16 protein-coding genes are annotated in these 24,292 nt (G+C 53.1%); 11 read left to right on the forward strand and 5 right to left on the reverse strand.

Annotated elements, in window-relative coordinates; genetic code table 11:
* Window positions 1–110 precede the first annotated feature (110 nt).
* Window positions 111–965, forward strand: coding sequence for a lytic transglycosylase domain-containing protein (locus IE074_RS10030; RefSeq protein WP_189385334.1), 855 nt, complete (start codon window positions 111–113; stop codon window positions 963–965).
* Here IE074_RS10030 and IE074_RS10035 read toward each other — a convergent pair.
* On the reverse strand, window positions 936–2,138 hold the full coding sequence (locus IE074_RS10035) for a pyridoxal phosphate-dependent aminotransferase (RefSeq protein ID WP_189385381.1): 1,203 nt from the start codon (window positions 2,136–2,138) through the stop codon (window positions 936–938). The two genes, IE074_RS10030 and IE074_RS10035, sit on opposite strands and share 30 nt — an antisense overlap.
* A 170-nt stretch (window positions 2,139–2,308) precedes the next feature.
* On the opposite strand from IE074_RS10035, the gene IE074_RS10040 reads away from it, so the two are divergent.
* The 4 genes from IE074_RS10040 to IE074_RS10055 all read left to right on the forward strand — a co-directional run bounded on the left by IE074_RS10040 (window position 2,309) and on the right by IE074_RS10055 (window position 7,339).
* Window positions 2,309–3,220 (forward strand): hypothetical protein, encoded by a 912-nt coding sequence (locus tag IE074_RS10040; RefSeq protein ID WP_189385335.1) that lies wholly within the window; start codon window positions 2,309–2,311, stop codon window positions 3,218–3,220.
* A gap of 135 nt (window positions 3,221–3,355) precedes the next feature.
* A complete protein-coding gene (locus IE074_RS10045; protein ID WP_189385336.1) occupies window positions 3,356–5,662 on the forward strand; it encodes an NADP-dependent malic enzyme in 2,307 nt (768 codons plus the stop codon).
* Window positions 5,625–6,869, forward strand: a complete 1,245-nt coding sequence (locus tag IE074_RS10050; protein WP_189385337.1) for a patatin-like phospholipase family protein — start codon at window positions 5,625–5,627, stop codon at window positions 6,867–6,869. The genes IE074_RS10045 and IE074_RS10050 overlap by 38 nt, the downstream gene beginning before the upstream one ends.
* Window positions 6,866–7,339, forward strand: coding sequence for a barstar family protein (locus IE074_RS10055; RefSeq protein WP_189385338.1), 474 nt, complete (start codon window positions 6,866–6,868; stop codon window positions 7,337–7,339). Before IE074_RS10050 ends, IE074_RS10055 begins: the two co-directional genes overlap by 4 nt.
* A 57-nt stretch (window positions 7,340–7,396) precedes the next feature.
* Here the strand turns inward: IE074_RS10055 and IE074_RS10060 are convergent, their stop codons facing one another.
* Window positions 7,397–8,134, reverse strand: a complete 738-nt coding sequence (locus IE074_RS10060; RefSeq protein WP_189385339.1) for a 16S rRNA (uracil(1498)-N(3))-methyltransferase — start codon at window positions 8,132–8,134, stop codon at window positions 7,397–7,399.
* Window positions 8,135–8,350: 216 nt separating this feature from the next.
* Between IE074_RS10060 and tkt the strand changes: the two genes are divergently transcribed.
* The 5 genes from tkt (at window position 8,351) to pbpC (ending at window position 21,028) form a co-directional block, all read left to right on the forward strand.
* Window positions 8,351–10,405, forward strand: coding sequence for a transketolase (gene tkt, locus IE074_RS10065; protein WP_189385340.1), 2,055 nt, complete (start codon window positions 8,351–8,353; stop codon window positions 10,403–10,405).
* Window positions 10,406–10,421: 16 nt separating this feature from the next.
* A complete protein-coding gene (gene gap / locus IE074_RS10070; protein WP_189385341.1) occupies window positions 10,422–11,432 on the forward strand; it encodes a type I glyceraldehyde-3-phosphate dehydrogenase in 1,011 nt (336 codons plus the stop codon).
* Between the two features lie 163 nt (window positions 11,433–11,595).
* On the forward strand, window positions 11,596–12,795 hold the full coding sequence (locus tag IE074_RS10075; protein ID WP_189385342.1) for a phosphoglycerate kinase: 1,200 nt from the start codon (window positions 11,596–11,598) through the stop codon (window positions 12,793–12,795).
* A gap of 121 nt (window positions 12,796–12,916) precedes the next feature.
* The gene (locus IE074_RS10080; protein WP_189385343.1) at window positions 12,917–18,778 is read left to right on the forward strand and encodes an alpha-2-macroglobulin family protein; all 5,862 of its coding nucleotides are present in this window, start codon (window positions 12,917–12,919) and stop codon (window positions 18,776–18,778) included.
* Between the two features lie 3 nt (window positions 18,779–18,781).
* Entirely contained in the window at window positions 18,782–21,028 is a 2,247-nt protein-coding gene (pbpC, locus tag IE074_RS10085; protein WP_344985128.1) for a penicillin-binding protein 1C, read from the forward strand.
* Window positions 21,029–21,064: 36 nt separating this feature from the next.
* On the opposite strand, the gene IE074_RS10090 is transcribed toward pbpC, so the two are convergent.
* Complete coding sequence (locus tag IE074_RS10090) at window positions 21,065–21,931, reverse strand: NAD-dependent epimerase/dehydratase family protein (protein WP_189385344.1); 867 nt, start codon at window positions 21,929–21,931, stop codon at window positions 21,065–21,067.
* Between the two features lie 102 nt (window positions 21,932–22,033).
* On the opposite strand from IE074_RS10090, the gene IE074_RS10095 reads away from it, so the two are divergent.
* Window positions 22,034–22,858 carry a carbon-nitrogen hydrolase family protein gene (locus tag IE074_RS10095; protein WP_189385345.1) on the forward strand — a complete coding sequence of 275 codons (825 nt, stop codon included), beginning with the start codon at window positions 22,034–22,036 and terminating at the stop codon, window positions 22,856–22,858.
* A gap of 147 nt (window positions 22,859–23,005) precedes the next feature.
* Here IE074_RS10095 and cydX read toward each other — a convergent pair whose 3' ends face one another.
* On the reverse strand, window positions 23,006–23,119 hold the full coding sequence (cydX, locus tag IE074_RS10100) for a cytochrome bd-I oxidase subunit CydX (RefSeq protein WP_189385346.1): 114 nt from the start codon (window positions 23,117–23,119) through the stop codon (window positions 23,006–23,008).
* Between the two features lie 24 nt (window positions 23,120–23,143).
* Window positions 23,144–24,280 carry a cytochrome d ubiquinol oxidase subunit II gene (gene cydB / locus IE074_RS10105; protein WP_229793985.1) on the reverse strand — a complete coding sequence of 379 codons (1,137 nt, stop codon included), beginning with the start codon at window positions 24,278–24,280 and terminating at the stop codon, window positions 23,144–23,146.
* Window positions 24,281–24,292 lie beyond the last annotated feature (12 nt).

Raw genomic sequence — 24,292 nt, forward strand, 5'->3', positions numbered from 1 at the left:
CAGTCGGTGCGGGTGTTTGTCGGGTTTGGCAAGCTGGCGTACCAGATATTTCATGACTAAATGAATTTTCGGGTTATATTTGGGGTTTTCCCACTTGCTGGAAATGAAGGATGGCTTTGTTTGATATCAGTCCTGAAACCCGACAGGTTCGTCAGGGAGTAGTTTCTTTTTTTTATGACTTTATTCGTTTAATGGTCATGTACTTGGGTATTGCCGCGATGGTCCTGGTTGCGGCCATCTTCATTTTGCCTGCAGCGCAAGACCGTTTCCAGCAGGTGCGGCTGGCTGTGCTGGCAGCACTGGAACCGGACAATTCCATGGTGTCCGAGCAGGATTTCCTTAGTTTGTTTGCGGTGAATGATCAATATGAGCGATCCAGGAAAGCCCTCTCTTCTGCGGTTGTGAGCCCGGAAGAAGCTGCCACTGAAAAGGGTTTCTTTGCCAATTTGACGATTGACCAGCCTCAGTTCAGCCTGCCGGGTGTGTCGGCCGATCAGGCGCAGTTGTTAAGGGACTACATCGCTCGCAAATTCAAGGTGGCCCGTAATGTGACCGGCTCGCTAATTCTGACCGTTTATGAAACGGCCCGGGAAAAAGATCTTGACCCCCTGCTGGTGCTGGGGGTCATTGCGGTTGAATCACGGTATAACCCTTTTGCCGAGAGTCATGTGGGTGCACAGGGGTTGATGCAGGTGCTGACCCGGGTACATGCCGAGAAATTTGACGAGTTTTACGGTGGGAAATTATCGGCCCTGAATCCGGTGGCCAATGTGCGGGTGGGGACCCGGATTCTGCGAGACTGTATCAAGCGCAGGGGGTCTGTTGATGGGGGACTGGCCTGTTACGTTGGGGCAACAGGCCCGAATGGGGGGAGCGGTTATGCCGCCAGGGTGCAGGCCGAGCGCAAACGGATTGCGCTTGAGTCAGGGATCCCTTTAGGAAAGAACCTGGGGCAGTTCTATTGAGTTTCTTTCTGCCAGTTTTTGCAGGAAAGGCGCCATGCGGGCAATGGCCTCTTTCAGTCTGTCCAGCCCTGTGGCATAAGAAATGCGAATCATGCGGCTGGCATGTTCGGGCCCGAAATCCAGGCCTGGAATAACGGCCACACCGGTTTCATGCAGCAGATCCCGGGCAAACGTCTCGCTATTATCAGAGTAATGGCTGATATCGGCATAAATGTAGAAGGCGCCATCGGGTATAACCGGCACTTTCAGATTCAGTCGCTCAAGTTCGGGTAGCAGATAATCCCTGCGCTCTTTAAAGGCAAGCCTGCGTTTTTCATATATCGCCATGGCTTCATCGGTAAAGCAGGTGATGGCGGCATGCTGGGCAAGGGTAGGGGGGCAAATGCACAGGCTGCTGGCCAGTTTTTCCACGGCAGGCACAATGTCTTCAGGGACGATCATCCAGCCCAGGCGCCAGCCTGTCATATGAAAATATTTTGAAAAACTGTTAATGACGATGATATCGGGATCAATGGACAGGGCGGAAACCGGGTTACGGTCATAGCTCAGGCCAAGGTAAATTTCATCCATGATCACCAGACCGTTGCGTTCTTTGACCGCGCGGATGATTTTTTTCAATTCCTGGCTATCCACGGACGTGCCGGTGGGGTTGCTGGGTGAGGCAATCAGGACGCCACGGGTGTTGTCATTCCAGTTGGCCATGATTTTTTCGGCAGATAGCTGAAACCGTTCTTCTGCGGTACAGGGAATCAGACGGGGGCTGGCACCGGCACAGATTATAAAATTGCTGTTGGCAGGATAGGCCGGGTCTGGCATGAGAATTTCATCGCCAGGATTAAGCGTGCTTAAACAGGCCAGGGACAGGGCACCCGAAGCCCCCGAAGTGATAATGACCTGTTCGGGATTAACGCTGACATCAAAGTGTTTTTTGTAATAGTTGGCGATTTCCGCCCGCAGTGGCGTAATGCCCAATGCCGGGCTGTAACCGCTTAAGCCGGCCTCTGCAGCATGGTTCAGGGTTTCAACAACGATGGTGGGGGCGGTGAAATCGGGTTCGCCTATTCCAAGACTGATAATATCCTGTCCCTGCTCTTTTAGTTTTTGGGCTATTTTGGTTACTTCCATAGCCTGAAAAGTCAGGGCTTTTTCAATTCGTTTGGCAATACGTGACATGGCAAGCTCGGCGGCAAAAAATAAAACAGCAGACACAAGCCGAAAAAGCGTGATTCGGCTGAATATAATAGTGGATTGTAGTTTGTGGACGGCATTCCGTCATTCAGATCGGTGGAATGGCACTTAAAATGTGCGGGTTTGTTTAATTGTTTTCAGGTGGCAATATCATTATGAGCATGAATCGTCGTGCGTTTTTGAGTTTTGGCAAAAAGGCGGTGAGCCAAAGTCCATGGCAAAATTTCTGTCAACGGATTGCCCGCTCCGTCAAGGGGCCAATCCGGGATGAGGGTGAACTTGAAGGTTATGGGGCCGCTTCGGTAACCATCAGCCGGCTGGCCGATGCGCTGCACTTACAGGCTTTGTGTGTCGAGTATGATGCGGCAATGGTGCTGGATGGCATCGCCGTGCGGGAAAACGTGATTGGCCGTTCATGCTTGAGTGTCTGCATTGATCCGTCCCTGTCGCGGGTGGAGCCATTGGGCGATAACGCGTGCCTGGCACAGCCGGCAGCCACCGCCGGCCAATTGCTGTCGCTGGGGTACCGGCAGTTCGAACAGGTGCCCGCCGACGTGACGCTTGCGCACTGGCTGGCAAGTCCCGAATATCATGATGTCAGGCCCGGTTATACCCATACTTCAGGGCTTGAGCGGATTCATGTCATGTTTGCCGATGGTAAAACCGCTGTTTTGGGTGGTTTTGGTGTCAATGATGAGTCTCCGCTTTCAATTCCAAGCCTGCAAAGAATTATTCCCAACCTGTTTGAGCTTTTGCGTGAAGACGATGTCGAATGGAGCCTTGGCCTGGCATGCTGGCCTTTTTCGTACAGGCTGGATGCGCTCAAGGCGCTTCATGCGGATATCAACCTTGCCCGCCTGTTTCTGGGGCATCGGGGAACGCTGGTCTGGGCCCAGGAAATGGTTGTTCGCAAAATGCCCGAACCACCGGCAGTCATGCCGGGCATGGCGATGTTAAGCGGGCAAGAGCGGGAGCGGCTGGTTCACTCGATTACCCATGTGGAAGGCAGAGTCAAGGGATTGTTTGATCCATCCGGTGTATTTCTGTATTTGGATGAATGTCTTTAACTGCGCCAAAAATGGGTGGACAGGTGTCTTTGGGGAATAGACGCACAAATTGAATGATTCATCGTGCAATTCGGACGTATTTTTCGTATGATAGAGAGCTCAATACTCATACACTAGTCTGTACAGGATTCAAAAATGGATGAAAGTTTACGCGCCGCCGCTTTGGAATATCATAAAAAAGGCCGTCCGGGCAAAATCTCCGTAACGCCGACCAAACAATTATCAAACCAGCGAGATCTGGCGCTGGCTTATTCACCTGGCGTGGCGGCTGCCTGTGATGAAATTGTCAGCAACCCTGCCAATGCGATTCAATATACCGCCCGTGGCAACCTGGTTGGCGTGATTACCAATGGTACTGCCGTGCTGGGGTTGGGTAATATTGGCCCCCTGGCCTCTAAGCCCGTCATGGAAGGCAAGGCGGTCCTGTTCAAGAAATTTGCCGGTATTGATGTTTTTGATATTGAAATCAACGAGAATGATCCCGAGAAACTGGTTGAGATCATTGCCGGACTTGAGCCCACTTTTGGTGGCATCAACCTGGAGGACATCAAGGCACCCGAATGTTTTCTGGTAGAGAAAAAACTGCGTGAACGCCTGAAAATCCCGGTTTTTCATGATGACCAGCACGGTACTGCCATCACTGTTGTCTCGGCCTTTCTGAATGGCCTGAAGGTGGTTGGCAAGGATATCAGGAACATTAAGCTGGTTACGTCCGGTGCCGGAGCCGCAGCACTTGCCTGCCTTGACTTGCTGGTTGATATGGGTTTGCCTATTGAAAATATCTGGGTTTCAGATATTGAAGGCGTGGTTTACAAGGGACGCAAGGAATTGATGGATCCTGCCAAGGAACGCTTTGCCCAGGAGACTCCATTGCGTACACTGGCTGAAATTATGGAAGACGCCGATGCTTTCCTGGGGCTGTCCGCCGGTGGTGTACTGAAGCCTGAAATGCTGTTGAAAATGAAGCCGAATCCACTGATTCTGGCCCTGGCCAATCCCAGCCCCGAGATCTTGCCCGAAGACGCACATGCCGTCCGTGATGATGTGGTGATGGCAACCGGCCGTTCCGATTATCCCAACCAGGTCAACAACGTGCTTTGCTTTCCGTATATTTTCAGGGGAGCCCTTGATGTGGGTGCCACCACGATTACCCGTGGCATGGAAAAGGCGGTGGTGCATGCCATTTGCAAGCTGGCCCAGGAAGAACCTAACGACATTGTTGCTGCCGCTTATGGCGGTAACCAGCTTGATTTTGGTCCTGGATACCTCATTCCCAAACCCTTTGATCCCCGCCTGATTGTCAGGATTGCCCCTGCCGTGGCCAAAGCAGCCATGGAAGATGGTGTTGCCACCCGTCCCATTGAAGATCTCGAGGCTTACGCTGAACAGTTGCAGCAGTTTGTCTATCATTCCGGTTCTTTCATGAAACCCATGTTCTCGCTGGCTCGCTCATATGTTCGCGACGGCGGTAAATCCCGTATCGTGTTTACCGAGGGTGAAGATGAACGGGTTCTGCGTGCGGTACAGGTCCTGATCGACGAAAAAATCTGCCGGCCCATACTGGTTGGCCGTCCTGCCATTCTTGAAAACCGCATCCGTCAATTTGGCCTGCGCATTTGTCTTGGCGAAGATGTCGATGTCACCAATTCTGAAAATGATCCCCGTTTCAAACAGTACTGGACAACCTACTGGGAAATGATGAATCGCAAAGGGGTAACCCAGGAATTTGCCCGGGTTGAAATGCGCCGCCGTTTGACGCTGATTGGCGCCATGATGGTTAAGCTGGGTGATGCCGATGGCATGATTTGCGGTACGGTCGGTACTTACGCCAATCACCTGCGCCTGGTTGACCAGGTCATTGGCAAGGCACCTGGCATCACGACTTACGGTGCCATGAATATCCTGCTGATGTCTGAGCGAACGGTCGCGGTGGCCGATACTCACGTAAATGCCGATCCCTCTGCGGCCGAAGTGGCTGAAATTACCCGGATGGCGGCCGAAGAAATGCGTCATTTGCAAATCGAGCCCAAAGTTGCCTTGTTGTCCAGCTCAAACTTCGGGACCGATAACCCGATGTCCGGCTCCAAGATGCGTGAAGCCCTGGGCATTATCCGTGAACAGGAACCCGGTCTGGAAATTGACGGTGAAATGCACGCGGATGCGGCGCTTGATGAAGATGTCCGCAAGCGTATCCTGCCTTCAAGTACCCTGTCGGGCAGCGCCAACCTGTTGATTTGTCCCAATGTGGATGCCGGCAATATTGCCTATAACCTGCTTAAGACATGTGCCGGGGGCAACGTGGCAGTGGGGCCGTTCCTGTTGGGGGTGAACGCGCCTGTCCATATCCTGACTGCCAGCTCGACAGTGCGTCGCATTGTCAATATGGCGGCACTGACGGTTGTTGATGCCAATACACCCGGAAATAAATTCACAGGCCTCTGATCATGCCGCCTCGCACCGGGAAGCACCTGTAGGATTGGTGTTTACCGGTGGCGGGGCCAAGGCCGCTTACCAAATAGGGGTGCTTTGGGCGCTGCTTGATATTCTTGACCCCCATCGCCGTCCCGGCTTTCGCAATCCGTTCCAGATTATATGCGGATCTTCCGCCGGGGCAATCAATGCAACAGGGTATGCCTGTCGGGCAGCCTTTCCGCATGCTTCGGTCAGACGCCTGCGTCATATCTGGAGTAATATCAAAACCAGCCAGGTATACCGTTCTGATCCGGTGGGGGTTTTTGGTAATGCAACCCGCTGGCTGTCCCTGTTGATGTTTGGTTGGGCCAGCCCGTTTATCAGGGCGCAAAGCCCCAAGTCTTTGCTTGATAACCGGCCTTTGGCGCATTTGCTGGGCCGGTTCATGCACTTTGACAATCTCAGGCATAACCTGCTCAATCACGATCTGTCTGCGCTGGCTATTACCGCAACCAGTTATACCACGGGTACCCACTTAACGTTTTACCAGTCCAAACATACCCTGCAGGAATGGCAGGGCTTCAGGCGAAAATCGGTTGCCTGTGACATCAAGCTAAGTCACTTAATGGCCTCCAGCGCTATACCGTTTGTGTTTCCTGCACAATGTCTTTCCGTTCAGGCCCATACCGAGTGGTGTGGCGATGGCTCCATGCGACAGTTGGCCCCCATCAGCCCCGCCATTCATCTTGGGGCGGAAAAGGTGGTGGTCATCAGCACGACGGATCACAATAGACAGGAAGAGGTTTCTTTTGAACATTGCTCGGAAAGTTATCCAACCCTGGCCCAATTGGGCGGGCATGCCCTTTCGGATATTTTTGTGGATGGGCTTTCTATTGATCTGGAACGCATTCACCGTATAAACTCCCTGTTAAAGGTGATTCCCGAACAGACCGATGTCAGGCCGGCCCTGAAAACCATTGATGTTCTTACGCTAAGTCCGAGCAAATCTATTGACGAAATCGCCATGATGCATTTAAATTGCATGCCACAGACCGTACGTGCGTTTTTGCGCGTTTTGGGCGTCTCTTCCAAAGGTGGCGTTCATACAGGTAGTATTGTTGCCTCTCATTTATTATTTGAGGCGGATTTCACAACAGAGTTGATAAATCTCGCTTATGTGGATACGATGCAGCGAATAGATGAAATTAAGGCGTTTTTTAATGAGGGCGCATCATGAGTAAAAAATCAGAAAATACGTTAACGAAGATTCTGTCTTCTGGCGGAGAAATCAAGGCTGACGCCCGGAAGCAGGAAGATGTTGCCGCTTTGGCTGAAGAAATGGGCCTGACGTTTTTTTCCGCTGATTGTGACAAGGCCAGGAACCGTTCCGCCATTTTAAGGGCATTGGCCAAAGCCGTGGATTATCCGGTTTTCTTTGGCAACAATATGGATGCCTTGCTGGACTGTTTGGGAGAAACCCTGCTGGACCAGAAAAAAGGGATGGTGCTCTGGATTAAAAACCTGCATTCGGGTGACCCAACCCTGGCTGATGATGCCCGGGATATTCAGGGTATCCTGAATGATACCCTTGAGTTTGCCGCTGACAAGGATCGGGTTTTTGTGTATTCAATAGAGCATGTGGGCAAACATTCCGACCCAGAGCCTGGTGTGGCACCTGCGCCTTATGCCGAGAGCCAGGGCAAATAAACGACAATAAAAAGTGCAGGAAGCGGCCTTTACCGGTTTGGTCTGTTCTTGCTGATTTCAAACCCAGTCCATTAATGCCGAGCAGGCTGCCGTGAGTGCCAGGCCTGCTGTTTCGGTACGCAAAATCCTTGACCCATAAGTAATTTGGCGGGCGCCATTTTTTTTGAGTAAATCCAGCTCCCGGTCAGACCATCCCCCTTCAGGGCCAACAATCAGGCAAATTTCCTTGATATCAGGCCGTGCTTTCAGGTAAGCGACCAGATCGGTGCCGCCTTCGGGATGACACAGCAGCTTGTTATCCGGTTGGGGATGGTCAGCCACAAACCGGGCCAGTGTTTGCAGGGGTTCTATTTGCAATATCCGGTTTCTGCCGCACTGCTCACCGGCTGATATGGCTACTTTTTCCCAGTGATCCTGACGCTTTTCAAGACGGCTGCCGGTTAAATTCAATACGCTTCGCTCTGCCTGAACGGGTATTAAATGCTGTACGCCCAGTTCGCTGGCCTTTTCGATAATCCAGTCCATTTTATCGCCCGAAGGCAAGCCCTGGACCAGGGTGATTTTGCCCTTGAGTTCATGCTCCTGTGCATTGTAGTGCTTGATGGCGGCCATGGCTTTGCCGTTTGTGAATAGCAATTCGGCATGGTATTGCCCGTGCTTTCCGTCAAACAGGACGATTTCATCCCCTTCACGCAGGCGCAGGGCTCGCGAGGCATGGTGGGCGACATTGTCGGGCAGGGCGATGGTTTCGTTAAGGGGTAGTGGGATGGGACAATAAAACCGGGGAGTAGCCATTGAAAATAAACCGTATGAATAAACAGGTTAATCCTGATTGACAGGGGCGGGCCATAAGCCTGCGCGTAAGTTTAGCCCTGCAGGCAAGGCAATTGCATGGATAAATTTTACTTTATACAGGCAGTCGGCAAAGTGCAAGGTTTAGAGTGCTAAAATTATAGGTTATTGAAAAAATTTGTTCGCAAGATAGTATATATATCGCAAGATAGGACACTCATGAAGAATACTGCCACAAGCAATAATCCGTCACTTCTTTCAAATGCAATCCGTGCGCTTGCCATGGATGCCGTTCAAAAGGCAAATTCCGGTCATCCCGGTGCCCCCATGGGTATGGCAGAAATTGCACAGGCTTTATGGACACGGCATTTGCGCCATAATCCGCAAAATCCAGCCTGGTTTGATCGTGACCGCTTCGTGCTGTCCAATGGTCATGGATCCATGCTTTTGTATGCCTTGCTGCACCTTACCGGTTACGATCTTTCCATCGAAGAACTGAAAAACTTCCGCCAGTTGCACTCCCAAACACCGGGACACCCCGAAGTGGGCATTACCGCCGGTGTCGAAACCACCACAGGCCCCCTCGGGCAAGGTATTGCCAATGCGGTCGGTTTTGCCCTGGCAGAACGCTTGCTGGCGTTGGAATTCAATAAACCCGGTCTGCCTGTCATTGATCACTTCACCTACACCTTTGTCGGTGACGGCTGCCTGATGGAAGGCATCTCCCACGAAGTGGCTTCATTGGCCGGCACGTTAAAACTTTCCCGTTTAATCGTTCTGTACGATGACAATGGCATTTCCATCGACGGTCAGGTGCAAAACTGGTTTGCCGATGACACCCCCAAACGTTTTGAAGCCTATGGCTGGAACGTGATTCGCGATGTGGACGGTCACGATGTGGACGCTGTTGATCGTGCCATTGCACAGGCCAAAGAAGCCGCGCTTGGCGAAAATGCCGGCCCCACCCTTATCTGCTGCAAGACGGTTATCGGTAAAGGGGCGCCCAATATGGCCGGCTCTGAAAAAGTGCATGGCTCACCACTGGGTGCCACCGAGATCGAGGCAACCCGTGCCGCGATTGGCTGGGATCTGCCTGCTTTTGAAATTTCCAGCGAAATTTACCAGGGCTGGAGCCAGGTAGAGCGTGGCATTCAGTTGCAAGACGAATGGCAAACACGTTTTGACCGGTATACACAAGAATTTCCCGAGCAAGCCAAAGAGCTGGCCCGTCGCATGAACGGCGAACTGCCTGCCGGTTTTGCCGATCAATTCAATGCTTACCTGCAAGCGACGGTTAATAAGGCTGAAACGGTTGCTTCACGTAAGGCTTCCCAGTTTGCCATTGGTGCCCTGGCTGAAATCCTGCCCGAATTCCTGGGTGGCTCCGCCGACCTGACCGGTTCCAACTTTACCGACTGGAAAGGGGTTGCGCCGGTTCGTGCCAACAGCAATGGTTTGCAGTTTGGCCGTCATATCAATTATGGCGTACGTGAATTCGGCATGGCCGGTATCATGAACGGTATTGCCCTGCATGGCGGTTACCTGCCATTTGGCGGCACCTTCCTGACCTTTTCCGATTATTCCCGCAATGCGATTCGCATGGCCGCACTCATGAAGCAGCGTGTGGTGCATGTTTTTACCCATGATTCCATCGGATTGGGTGAAGACGGCCCCACCCACCAGTCCGTCGAGCACGCCGCCAGCCTGCGCCTGATTCCCAACCTGGATGTATGGCGCCCTTGCGATACGGTGGAAACCGCCATTGCCTGGAAATCAGCAGTCAGCCGTCCGGCCAGCCTGGGTACAAACGTACAGCATGGCGGTCCCAGTGCCTTGCTGCTGTCGCGTCAAAATCTGCCTTTTGTCGAGCGTAGCCCCGAAGGGTTGGCCAATATTGAAAAGGGTGGCTACGTATTGCGCGATGCCGATCAGGCTAAAGCCATTATTATCGCCACGGGCTCCGAAATTGAAATTGCCCTGAAAGCTCAGGAAGCCCTGGCCAGTGAAAATATTCCGGTGCGCGTGGTTTCCATGCCAAGCACCAATGTATTTGACCGCCAGTCAAAAGAGTGGAAAGATTCAGTGTTGCCAAAAGAGTTGCCTTGTGTGGCCGTAGAGGCAGGGGTGTCTTCCATCTGGTATAAATATACCGGACGCGACGGTGTTGTGGTGGGTATTGATACCTATGGTGAATCGGCACCCGCTGGCGTTTTATTCAAGCATTTTGGCCTGACTTCCGAAAAAGTGGCCGACGCAGTCAAGCAAGTTTTATAAACCAGGAGAGAATGTAATGACCATTCGTGTTGCAATCAATGGATACGGTCGTATCGGCCGCAATGTATTACGTGCCCACTACGAAAGTGGCAAATCACATGATATTGAAATTGTCGCTATCAATGACTTGGGCGACCCTAAAACCAATGCCCATCTGACCCAGTACGACACTGCCCACGGCAAGTTCCCCGGTACGGTAACGGTTGATGGCGATTACATGGTGGTTAACGGTGACAAAATCCGCGTGCTGGCCAACCGTAATCCGGCAGAATTGCCATGGGGCGAGCTCAATGTTGACGTGGTGCTGGAATGTACCGGTTTTTTCACCAGCAAGGAAAAAGCCAGTGCCCACCTGAAAGGCGGTGCCAAAAAAGTCATTATTTCCGCGCCCGGCGGCAAAGATGTTGACGCTACCATCGTATACGGCGTTAATCACCAGGTCCTGAAAGCGACTGATACCGTTATTTCCAACGCATCCTGCACCACCAACTGCCTGGCCCCGCTGGTTCAGCCCCTGCACGAAGCCCTGGGCGTTGAAACCGGTTTGATGACTACCGTTCATGCGTATACCAATGACCAGGTATTGACCGACGTCTACCACGAAGACCTGCGTCGTGCACGTTCTGCCACCATGAGCATGATCCCCACCAAAACCGGTGCCGCGGCTGCCGTTGGCCTGGTATTGCCCGAACTGAACGGCAAACTGGATGGCTACGCGATCCGTGTTCCAACCATCAACGTTTCCATGGTGGACCTGTCTTTCATCGCCAGCCGTGAAACAAGCGTTGAAGAAGTTAACGCGATCCTGAAAACCGCATCTGAAGGCGCCCTGAAAGGCATCCTGGATTACAACGAAGCACCGCTGGTTTCCATCGACTTCAACCATAACCCGGCCTCCAGCTCTTTTGATGCCACCTTAACCAAGGTTTCCGGCAAACTGGTTAAAGTTGCATCCTGGTACGATAACGAGTGGGGCTTCTCCAACCGTATGCTCGACACCACTGTTGCCTTAATGAACGCCAAATAATCAGTTCATTCAGCAATTCACGAAAAACGGCATCCGGTTCCTTAGATGCCGTTTTTCCTTATCACAATCAATATTGTCAAATCACAATGAATGGATGCGCGGTCTGCATGAAATGGCCTGCTCCATGCAGTCGATAATCATAAATCAAGGACATGCAAAAATAATGCTAAACGTTCAAACGCTTTCCGCACTGGCCAAGGCGGATCAACTCAAGGGTAAACGTGTGTTTATCCGTTCCGATTTAAATGTACCCCTGAATGATCAGGGTATTATTACTGAAGATACCCGTGTGAGGGCTTCGGTACCGGCCATTAAAATGGCCCTGGAAGCCGGCGCTGCCGTCCTGGTCACGTCTCACCTGGGACGTCCCACCGAAGGCACCCTGACCGATAAAGACAGTCTGGCATCCGTGGCCGCCCGTTTGTCCGAATTGCTGGGCCAGCCGGTTGAGCTGGTTCAGAACTGGGTGGATGGCGGCGTTGACGTGGCGCCCGGCCAAGTTGTGTTGCTGGAAAATTGCCGCGTGAATGTGGGCGAGAAAAAAAATGACGAAGCACTGTCCCGCAAAATGGCCGCGCTTTGTGATGTTTACGTTAATGATGCATTTGGTACGGCGCACCGTGCCGAAGCCACCACGCACGGCATGGCCCGGTTTGCGCCGGTTGCGTGTGCCGGTCCGCTTCTTGAGGCCGAACTGGCCGCTTTGGGACGTGTGCTGCAAAACCCCAAACGCCCAATGGTTGCCATTGTGGGCGGCTCCAAGGTATCCAGCAAACTGTCCATCTTGCAAGCCTTGGCCGAACGTGTGGACCAGCTTGTGGTAGGCGGTGGTATTGCCAATACCTTCATGTTGGCCAGTGGTCTGAATATTGGCAAGTCCCTGGCCGAACCTGATCAAATAGACCAGGCCAAAACCGTGATTGATATCATGGCCAAGCGCGGTGCCAGTGTACCCATTCCGGTTGATGTGGTTTGTGGCAAGTCTTTTTCTGCCGATACTCCCGCCACTGAAAAAGCCGCTACAGAAGTGGCCGATGACGACATGATTTTTGATATTGGCGGGCAAACCGCCAATACCCTGGCTGATATCCTGAAAAATGCCGGAACCATCGTCTGGAACGGTCCGGTGGGCGTGTTTGAGTTCGACGCTTTTGCCAATGGTACGAAAAAAATTGCCGAAGCGATTGCCGAATCCGAAGGCTTTTCAATTGCCGGTGGTGGCGACACCCTGGCCGCGATTGCCAAATTTGGCATTGCCGACAAGGTTGGCTATATCTCTACCGGTGGTGGTGCTTTTCTGGAATTCCTGGAAGGCAAGACATTGCCTGCCGTCGATATCCTGCAGCAACGCTTTACCCAATAAATTTTTACCCGGCAAGTAAAACTTTATTACATTTCAAACTGATGCCATAATAACGGTTCAGAATAGAACGTAAAAATTATGGCATCAGCTGATGCCCTATTAAAAAATAGGGGTAGGGGAAATGTATAAAAGGCATTTTGTGTCCTTGGGTTTTGTCTTGCTGGCCAGTACGGCCTCTGTGGGTCAGGCGGCAGAAATAGCGTCACTGATACCCACCGGGCGCATTAATGAAGTCAGCAGCATCAAGGCTCGTTTCAGTGAGCCGGTAATTCGTCTTGGACGTGCCGACAGTCCCGATCCCCTGTTGGTTAAATGCGATCACCCTACGCTGACAGGCCATGGGAAATGGAGTGATGTTTCCAACTGGTCTTATGATTTTGAAGGCAGGGTGCCCTCTGGTGTGACCTGCACCGTTTCCCCCAATCCCGCGTTTCGTGACCTGCAGGGCAAGGTCGTACAGTCAGAACCTCAATACACCTTCAATACGGGCGGTCCCCGGGTGGATTATGTCGTGCCCTACGGTGACCAGGTCGATGAAGACCAGGCCTTTGTGATTAATTTCACGGCACCGGTCAATCCCCAATCCCTGGCCCGGAAAGCCGTTTGTACGGTGACCGGCTATGGTGAGCAAATCCCGGTGCGGGTATTGGGGCAGCAGGAAAAACTTGAGCTGTTAAGTCAGTCTTTGGACTATCTGTCAGACCGTGCCGGGCAGGTTGAAGTCGTGCAATGCAGCCGACGCCTTCCTGCCAGTGGCAAAATGCAGCTGTTTATTAACAAAGGTCTTGAAGGTGCCGGCGGTTTGTTGTCTGAACTGCCCTATGAACGAAATTATGAGGTCAGGGAGCCCTTCAAGGTCAGTTTCAGCTGTCTGCGTGAAAACCAGAATGCCGCCTGCATGCCCGTCAAGCCCGTTACCTTAAGCTTTAGCGCCCCGGTTTCGCTTGAACAGGCCAAGGCGATTACCCTGGAAGTGGATGGCAAAACGTATTCCCCTTCCTGGGCGGATGAGTCGCCTGATAATCTGGTTGAAAGTGTCAGGTTTGCGGCTCCATTTCCGGAAAATGCGGAAATGCGGGTGGTGTTGCCCGCTGATTTTCGGGATGACGCGGGCAGGCAGTTATCCAATGCCAGTCAGTTTCCGTTAAAGAGTGCTTTCGGGCGTACTCCACCGTTGGTGAAATTTGCCTCATCCACTTTCGGCATTATAGAAAAACACGCCGAAACCGAGCCGGGCAAAACATTGAAAGAGCAACCTGCCCTGGTCCCCCTGACGGTACGCAATGTGGAAAGCCATTTGCAGGCGGGTGATCACTTCATTTCTCCGGGACAGGTCAGTGATTTTGTACCGCAAACCGACCAGGATGTGCTTAACTGGTTTCACCGGGTGCGTCGTCTTGATGACGTTCGTTACAGTCCTGCCAATATCCGTGCCATCATGAATGACCTGGCCATTGACTGGGACCGGGAAGATCCGAAAACAGAGGTGGATAGCCGCTCGGTGTCCATCCTGGCCAATAATGAAAAAATCTCCAAAATCAATTTGCCTGCTTCAGGTGGCAATAACGAGCGTGATTTTGAAGTGATCGGCTTGCCATTGCAGCAAACCGGCTTTCATGTACTTGAAGTCAAGTCTGCCCATTTGGGACAGTCCTTGCTGAAAGACCGTAACCCCATGTATGTGCGAACGGCAGTATTGGTAACCAACCTGGGCGTGCACGTTAAAAAGGGCAAGGATGATTTTCTGGTTTGGGTTACTACCCTGGATGATGCCAAGCCGGTGCCAGATGCGCAGGTGAATGTCTTGGCTTGCGATGGTCAGGTGGTGGCGGGCGGCCAAACCGGTGAACACGGTATCTGGCATTTGAAAAAGCCCGTCAGTGGCAAGGATTATTGCGAAAACAATGGCATGAGCGGTTATTTTGTCTCTGTGCGTATTCCCGAAACCCATCCCATGGCCAACGGGATGTCGGATTATTCATTTGCCTTGACCAGCTGGGACCGGGGTATCGAACCCTGGCGCTTTAACGTGCCCATGGGGTACAGCAGTGATCAGCTTGACCTGAAAACCCACACGGTGTTTGATCGCAGCCTGTTCCGTGCCGGTGAAACCGTGTCCATGAAGCATTTTATCCGCACCGAAACCCGTGATGGTTTTGCGTTGCCTGATGCCGGGCGCCGGCCTGTGCAATTGACCATTTCGCATATCGGCTCTTCTGACACTTATGAAATTCCCATCGAATGGCAGCCAAGCCCCAGTGGTGGCCTAAGTGCCATCACGAACTGGACGATTCCGAAATCGGCCAAGCTGGGTGAGTATGAGGTACGGTTTGACAGTGTGGGCAGTGATTATTTTGGCAGCGCTTCTTTCAGGGTCGAGGCTTTCAAATTGCCACTGCTCACGGGTAGCCTGAAAATTGCCCAGCCCGGGCAGGAAGGGGGGGCCATTGTTGCACCGCATGCGCTTGATCTGGATTTGCAACTTAATTACATAGCCGGTGGTGCGGCGGGTCAGTTGCCTGTGACCATTTCGGCCATGGCACGGGACCGCTCAGTGTCTTTTGCCGATTACAGCGATTTTTCTTTTGAGCCGCCTCGCACGATAAAGGATGAAGATGACTATGAGCAGTCTGATTCTGCGACACGACTGTTTGTGGATAAAAAACGGTTGGAGCTGGATGACAAAGGAGGGGCACGGCTGGAAATTACCCCTGTTCCAGAGGTTAAACAAGCCAAAACCTTTACCTTTGAAGCCAGCTTCCTGGATCCGAACGGTGAAATCCAAACCCTGAGCCAGCAGGTTGCGGCCTGGCCGGCCAATATCGTGGCAGGCATTCGTACCGGTTACTATCTTGAAAAGGGTAAAAATGCCAAAATCACCGCGCTGGCCCTGACGCCGTCTGGCAAACCGCTTGGGCAAACCCCCATTCAGGTTCAGGCCGTCAAATACACCTCTCATACCGTACGCAAACGTTTGGTAGGCGGTTTTTACAGTTATGACACGCAGCGCGTGAGTCAGGATATGGGTACGGTTTGTGAGGGTCGTACCGATCATGACGGCCGGCTTGAATGCGATGTTTCCCTGACGGAAACCGGGCGTGTCAGCCTGGTAGCCCAAGTCCGGGATGAGCAGGGGAACCTGTCCCGGGCGGAATCTTCTGTCTGGGTTGTCGGGCAGGAAGAACTCTGGTTTGCCGGTGAGAATAATGACCGCATCGATATCATCCCTGAGCGTAAGGAATATGCGGCCGGTGAACAGGCCCGTTTCCAGGTGAGAATGCCGTTTCGGCAGGCAACCGCACTGCTGGCTGTCGAGCGTGAAGGGGTGCTGGAAGCCAGAGTGGTGGATATCGATGGCAAAGATCCAACCGTCAGTCTTGACATCAAACCCGAATGGGGGCCCAATGTGTATGTATCCGTATTGGCTGTGCGTGGACGGGTCCGTCAGTCACCTGGCCTGTCCCTGTTCAACTGGGGCAAAGATAGCGAAGAAGTGGCAGCGCCCACGGCCATGATCGACCTGGCCAAGCCCGCTTTCCGTTTTGGCCTGACCGATATCCGGGTACAAAGTCCGGCGCATAAAATCAATATACAGTTAACACCCGACAAGGAACAGTACAAAATCCGGGAAACCGCCAAGGCTACCATTAAGGCCGTCTTACCCGATGGCAGGCCGGCCGCCGGGGCTACCGTGGCGGTTGCCGTGGTGGATCAGGCACTGCTTGAACTGGCCGATAACCCCAGCTGGAAACTGCTTGAGGGCATGATGGGCGTGCGTCCTTACAGTGTTGAAACGGCCACGGCACAATTGGAAATAATCGGGCGTCGGCATTATGGCCGTAAAGCCTTGCCACCGGGCGGTGGGGGCGGCATTGGCGCGCCCACCCGCGAGTTGCTCGATACGCTCTTGTTGTGGAAGCCCAATGTGGAGCTGGACGGGCAGGGGCAGGCAACCATTGATATCCCGCTTAACGACGTGATTTCCCGCTTTAAAGTGCTGGTGGCGGCCGATCATGGTACGCAGCTGTTTGGTGACGGGGCTGTTTTCATTCATACCACGCAGGACCTGCAAATTATTCCGGGCTTGCCACAGGTGGTGCGCGAAGGCGACCGTTATCAGGCCATGGTCACCGTACGCAATGCCAGTGCCCGAGCCATGAAAACACGGGTACAGGCCAGCTTTACCGGTACAGCGGTGGCACCACAGTCATTGCCGGCGCAAGAGCTTGAACTGGCAGCGGGGTCTTCAGGGCAATTGAGCTGGGATGTCCAGGTACCCATTTCGGGTTCGATCCTTGACCGTCAAACATTAAACTGGACCTTGCGGGTCACTGAAACCGGCACCGGTCATGCGCAGGACCAATTGCGATTCACACAAGGTGTGTCACTTGCAACGCCTGTCACGGTGCGTCAGGCCGCCTTGTTATCGGTCAGCCCTGAAGTACCCGTAAGTAATTTTCAATTGCAAGTGCCACCCGAGTCGCTGCAGAAAGCGGGCCGGTTGATGGGGGGCGTGCAGGTCCAGTTGCAACCCACACTGGCTGGCGGGTTGCAGAATGTGCGTAAATGGTTCAACAACTATCCTTATACCTGCCTTGAACAGGTTTCCTCCATTGCGGTAGGCTTGAACAGTCCCGAAAAATGGAATGCCATCATGGAGCAATTGCCCTCTTATCTGGACCAGGACGGCTTGGCCATGTACTTCCCCAGTGCTGTCCTGAATGGTGATGTGGTTTTGACTGCATACCTGATTGCCATGGCCGATGAAGCCCAAAAGCAGGGGGTGGTTGATGGTATTCCCGACACCTACCGGGAGCGCATGCTTGACGGTTTGCACAACTATGTATTGGGCAAATTGCGGCGCAATACCTGGGCTCCCGTCAATGACAATGTGGAACGCCGCGTGATTGCCCTTGAAGCGCTTTCCCGCTATGGCCGGGTCACGCCTTCCCTGTTGACATCGGTAAAACTGGATACCCAGAGCTGGTCAACCGCTGCGCTCATCGACTGGATGAATATCGTTACCCGGGTCAAGGGTATTCCCAACCGCAGCCAGATGCTGGAGCGGATTCGCCATGCCTTGGTCGCGCGCATGGATCGTCAGGGTACGGCGATGGTTTTTGCCGATACCGATCGCAACTCGTCCTGGTGGCTCATGCTTAACAACGAGGCGAATATGGGCAAGCTGCTGCTGGCTGCCATGAGTAACAAGGCGTGGGAAAACGATATTCCCCATATGTTGCAGGGTCTGTTGCAGATGCAGCAGAAAGGGGCGTGGTCGACCACCACTGCCAACTTGTGGGGAACCCTGGCCGTGGGTCAGTTTGCCCGGCAGTTTGAAAAAACACCGACCAAGGGTAGCGTAAACATGACACTGGTGCCGCAAACCGGAGAAACCCAAACCTGGGAGAACATGAGCCTTAACCAGAAAGTGTTGTCTCCCTGGGCGGGTACGGATATTGAATCGCTGTCACTGGACAAGCAAGGGCAGGGCAGGGTTTGGGCAACCGTCAGTGCGCTGGCGGCCGTGCCGGTGACCCGGCCAGCTTATGCGGGTTATGTAATAGAGAAAACCATTGAGCCGGTCAGCCGGGCTTCAGAAGCCCAATGGACCCAGGGTGATGTTTATCGGGTAAGACTGCTGCTCAAGGCCAAGTCGGCCATGAACTGGGTGATTGTTTCCGACCCGGTGCCTGCCGGTGCCACCATCCTGGGTAGTGGTCTGGGGCGTGATTCGCTGATCAGTACCATAGGTGAAAAAAATGATGTCCGGGAAGGGCCCAGTTTTGTTGAGCGCCATGCTGATGTGTACCGTGCTTATTACCAATATCTGCCAGCCGGAGAGTCGGTGGTGGAGTATACCGTGCGTCTGAATACCCCTGGCCAGTACGTGTTGCCACCCACGCGTGTGGAAGCCATGTATGCACCCAATGTTTATGGGGAATTGCCGAATACGGCCGGCTTCGAGGTGAAAGGGCCATAAGGAATGGGTTTGCAATTGGCGCGGCGTGGCTGGCGTATCCTTGGCTGGTGCGCCATGACCGCAGTGGCGGTGATGGCGCTGGCCTTTTTCCTGATGCGCCTTATGGTGGTGCAGCAGGAAGTACCCTCTTTTGAGACGGTCAAGGCAGACTATCGCCCGTCGTATGTGGCGCTGCTGGATGCGCAGGGTCATCTGTTGCAGCAGCAGCGACATGATTTCCGGGAACGGCGGGGTGAATGGACCACCATTGAGGATATTTCCCCAGCCATGCTGGATGCCTTGCTGGTTTCTGAAGACAAGCGGTTTTATGCGCATCACGGTGTAGATCCCCAGGCCTTGCTGGGGGCTGTCTATAAACGTCTGTTTGAAGGTCATAGTGGTGGGGCTTCAACTTTAAGCATGCAACTGGTGGGTCTTTTGGATGAGCGTCTTTTCAGGCAAAAACGAACCCGCACCTATCGGCAAAAAGCCCGGCAGATCATGATGGCCCAGGCACTGGAGCAACGCTGGAGCAAAGCACAGATACTTGAAGCTTATCTGAATCTGGTTCCGTTTCGGGGAGAGCTGACAGGTATTGCCAGCGTGTCCCGCGCCTTGTTGCAAAAATTTCCTGCGGGTATCAACCACCGTGAAGGCGCCATGCTGGCAGCGCTTTTACGGGCTCCCAATGCACCGGCGCAAAAGGTTGCCCTGCGTGCCTGCGGAATTTTGCAGCGGCAGGCATTCACGCAGGACTGTGATCATTTAGATCGCTTTGTCGGGTATTACCTGGCCAATCAGCAACAGGCCAGACTGGATGATCCGGTGCTGGCACCGCATTATGCCAGCCATTTGCTAGGTCTGTATAAAGAAAGTGGACAAGCGGTTGCTGACACTATTACCAGTACGTTAAACCGCGATTTGCAGGTTTATGCATTGCAAAGCATCCGGCGCAATCTCAAGCCTTTGCAAAAGCATAATGCCAATGATGCCGCGCTTGTCGTGCTGGACAACCGTACGGGTAAGATCCTGAGCTACATTGGTTCTTCCGCGGACCTGGCCAGTGCGGCCCATGTGGATCATGTGCGAGCCCTGCGCCAGGCAGGTTCAACCCTCAAACCGTTTCTGTATGCGCAAGCCATAGACCAGGGCCGTCTGACCGCCGCTTCCCTGCTTGATGACCGCCCGGTTAATCTGGCTACCGGTTCAGGCCTGTATGTGCCGCAAAATTATGACCGGCAGTATTCCGGTTGGGTCAGTGTCAGGGTGGCGCTGGCTTCTTCCCTGAATATTCCGGCCGTGCGCACGCTGACCATGGTGACCCCAGACGCCTTTCAGCACTTGTTAAGCCGTCTTGGCCTGCCGCTGGCGCAGTCGGGTGATTACTACGGCTACAGCCTTGCGCTGGGCAGTGCAGAGGTCTCCTTGCTGAGCCTGACCAATGCGTTTCGGACCTTGGCCAATGGTGGGCGGTACAGTGACATAAACTGGGCCGTACCGGGGGAGGAATATTTGCCGCCTGCTTCCGGTGAGCCGCTTATTTCCGCCTCAACGGCCTGGATTGTGGGGCATATGCTGTCGGATCGCCAGGCGCGGGCCCGCACCTTTGGGTTGGACAGTTCCCTCAGTACTTCTTTCTGGAGCGCCGTTAAAACGGGCACCAGCAAAGACATGCGTGACAATTGGACGATTGGCTGGTCGCAGGACTATACCGTTGGGGTTTGGGTGGGCAATAGCAGTGGTGCCAGCATGTATGACATTACCGGTGTGTCAGGAGCCGGGCCGATTTGGCATGATGTGATGGGATATTTGCACCAGAACCGGCCTGGCAAAGCGCCCGCCATGCCGGCGGGAGTGGTGGCCCGGCAGGTTGTGTTTGAACAGGATCTGGAGCCTTCACGTACCGAATATTTTTTGCCAGGTACCGAACTTTCCCAGGTTGCCCTGGCGAGCTCATTGCCGGTGGTGCAGGATCAGTCCCTGTTTATCAGCCATCCGGCCCATGACACCATTATCGCCCTTGATCCTGACATTCCGGCTGATAACCAGCGACTGGTGCTGCGTGCCGGCAATACGGCCGGACGGGCAACACAAACGGTGAACTGGTATGTGAATGGCCAGTATCTGGGCAGTGCCAATCCGTATGCCTGGCTGCCCTTGCCGGGCCGCCACCGGCTGGAAATCAGGGACGGGCAAAACCGGGTGCTTGATGCGGTTCTCATACAGGTACGTGGTGCCCGCCTTGTCAAACAGGATGATCAGGCGGGTTGAATTATTTTAAAAAAAATACCGTTTTTAATTTTAAATTCATACTGATTGATCATTTAGCAAGGCCGTGTACCCCTGTTTGGTATCGGGCCAGCGCAAGCGAAATCCGCTTTCCAGCAGCAAGGTATTGATGAGCCTTTTGTTGCCAATGCCCGCCGGTGGAGCGCCTTCTGGCGGGCAGGGAACCTGCATGGCGTTTGCCAGCCAGTCGTACAGTTCGTCAATCGGCAGGGGGGTGTTGTCGCTCACCAGGTAACAGGGTGCGGGTTGATGTAAATGAAGGCAATGCACAATGGCCGCGGCGGCGTCTTCAATGTGAATCCGGTTTGCAAAATGCGTTTCATGGCGGGGTACCCGGGTCTGGCCGGCCCGAATCCTTGCAAGAAGCTGTAGCTTTTCAGGGCCATAAAGACCGGACAATCGCAAGATAATGCTTTTATAAGGCAGTGCATGCAATTGCTGTTCCGCTTCTTGCAAAACCCGGCCATTCATCCCCAGCGGCAACAGGGGTGTGTTCTCATCTACCCAATTGCCGTGATGCTCGCCATAAACCGCGCTGGAAGAAATGAAAACAATACGCCGCAGCCAGGTGGTGTTTAGTTTGTCCAGCAGATTGTCCAGACCCTGTATGAAAATGGCCCGATAGGCGTTTTCGGTTCTTTGCGAGGGGGTGGGGCAATAAACAATATCGCTGATTTTTTCAGGCAAGGCTTGCATGCTGTCTGGCTGGCACAGGTCTGCCGGGATCCATTTTATTTGCGGAACCGTTGTTTGTGCGGGGATGGGTGGCTTGGGAGGGTTTCTTCTTAAGCCGTAAACCACATGACCTTGTTGCAGCAACAGGTGTGCGGCACGCAGGCCAAGATCACCGCATCCGGCAATTAAAATGTGTTTGGTGGTGTTCAATGCTTGTATTCCGTCTGTTGGCAGGTTCTGGGGGAAGTTGGTTCCATTTTAGGTGTTCTGGTGCATAATTAGTGCATTGATATCTGACTGTTTGTGAGAAATATGAATTTAGCATCTGATTTTTCCCGCCTGAAAGTGGCGGTGGCCCAATTTCCTGCCGTGAATGATATTGCGGCGAATAAAAAATACATTCATGACTTGACCCTGCAGGCAGTTGCGGATGGTGTTGAGCTGCTGGTGTTTCCCGAGGCGGCCATGTGTTCGTTTGGTTCTGACTTGCCAACCTTAAGGGAAATTGCCCGGCAGCATTCCCCTGGGTTTATTGCGTTCATGCAGGGCCTGGCCCGCAGTCATCAAATGAATATTATTGTGGGCGTGCTAAGTTTAAGCGATGACCCGGCTGAAGAGCGTGTCACTAACCAGTTGCTGGTGATGAATGCCCGGGGTGAAGTGATTGTCCGTTATACAAAATTGCATGTTTATGATGCTTTTAACTTCAAGGAGTCTGACAAGGTAAAGCCGGGAGACATTAAATCGGATGGCTCAGAACTTGGTTTGTTCAAGATTAAAGATTTTACGATTGGCCTGGTCAATTGCTATGATCTTCGTTTTCCGGAGCTGGCCCGTGCCCTGGCGGTCAAGGGGGCGGATGTCATTTCAGTGAGTGCTGCCTGGATTGCCGGGCCTTACAAGGAAAATCACTGGGAAATCCTGCTTAGGGCACGGGCTATTGAAAATACCAGTTATGTGCTGGCTTCAGGGCAGACAGCGCCGCGTTGTGCCGGAAACAGCATGATTATTGACCCAATGGGAAGCGTTGTTGCTGGCTGTGCCGACCAGCCGGGACTGGCGGTAAATGTATTGGAAAAAGACAGGATACAACAGGTCAGAAGTATTCTGTCTTGCCTTGAAAACAGGCGGCTTTAACGTAAGCGTGTTGTTGGCGGGAAGTAAAAAGTCTCCACTGTATATTATTAAAAACAGTGTTAATTTTAATTCTGATTAAAAAGGGCCGGTGCAAGACCGGCCCTTTTGCTGGCAGTGACCTTATCGGCCTGGCCAGCCACGGTTTATTTAACCTTCCTGTTTGTGTTCCAGGCGATCGGGTTCGTATTCACCCCATAGCACATTCAGAATGGCCAGGGCGATGGCAAACCCAATACCTAAAGTCCAGGCAAAATACCACATAGCAAACTCCTGTAAAAATATCGATTAGTAAACGGAATGTTCGTTTTCACGAATATAAGCCGTGGTTACTTTTCCTCTCATGATGCTGTAGGCCCAACGGGTGTACAAAATAATGATGGGCATGAAGATGACAACCGCAATCAGCATGACGAACAGGGTGAAATGGCTGGATGAGCTGTCCCAGACGGTAAGGCTGGATGACAGATGGCTGGATGAGGGCATCATGAACGGGAACATGGATATACCAGCGGTACCGATAATGCCGGTAATGCCAAGTGCGGAAATAAAGAACGCGGCAAAGGTTTTTCCTTTTTTGGCCAGTAGCAGGGCACCCAGGATACCGACATAGCCCAATACGGGGATCAGAATGGTGAGTGGCCAGCGCTGGTAGTTGGCCAGCCATGCACCGGTTTCACGTACCACTTCCTTGGTTAAAGGGTCGGGGCTGGCCGCCAGGTTGATCGCCGATGTAATGCGGTAGCCGTCTATGCCGAAGGCCACCCACAGCCCTGCCAGGGTGAAGCAGATTACGGTAACCAGGCCACTGATGATCATCCATGACTGTGCCCGAGTGTAGATTGGGTCTTCGGTGCGGTGCATCAGGTAAACAGAACCGTGGAAAGTGATCATGCCGCTGGCAACGACCCCGCAAAGCAGGGCGAAGGGATTGAGCAAGGCCCAAAAACCACCTGTGTATGTGGGGTTAAGGATGCTGTCATATTGGAAAGGCACGCCTTGCAGCAGATTGCCAAAGGCCACGCCAAAAATGACCGGTGGAATGAAGCTGCCCACAAACAAGCCCCAGTCCCAGGTTTTGCGCCAGGTGGTATGGGTGAGCTTGCTGCGATAGTCAAAGCCGACCGGACGGAAGAACATCGACCACAGGACAGCCATCATGGCCCAGTAGAACCCTGAGAATGCGGTGGCGTAAATCATGGGCCAGGCGGCAAAAATAGCGCCGCCAGCCGTAATGAACCAAACCTGGTTGCCGTCCCAGTGAGGGGCTACTGTGTTGATGACGGCACGGCGCTCATCATCGGTTTTGCCGACAAATGGAAGCAGTGTGCCTACGCCCATATCATGGCCGTCCATGACGGCGAATCCGACAAGGAGGACGCCAATAAGCAGCCACCAGATGAGCTTTAATATTTCATAATCAATGAGGTTTTCCAT

The sequence above is a fragment of the Advenella faeciporci genome, from assembly GCF_014652395.1.
GTDB lineage: Bacteria > Pseudomonadota > Gammaproteobacteria > Burkholderiales > Burkholderiaceae_B > Advenella > Advenella faeciporci.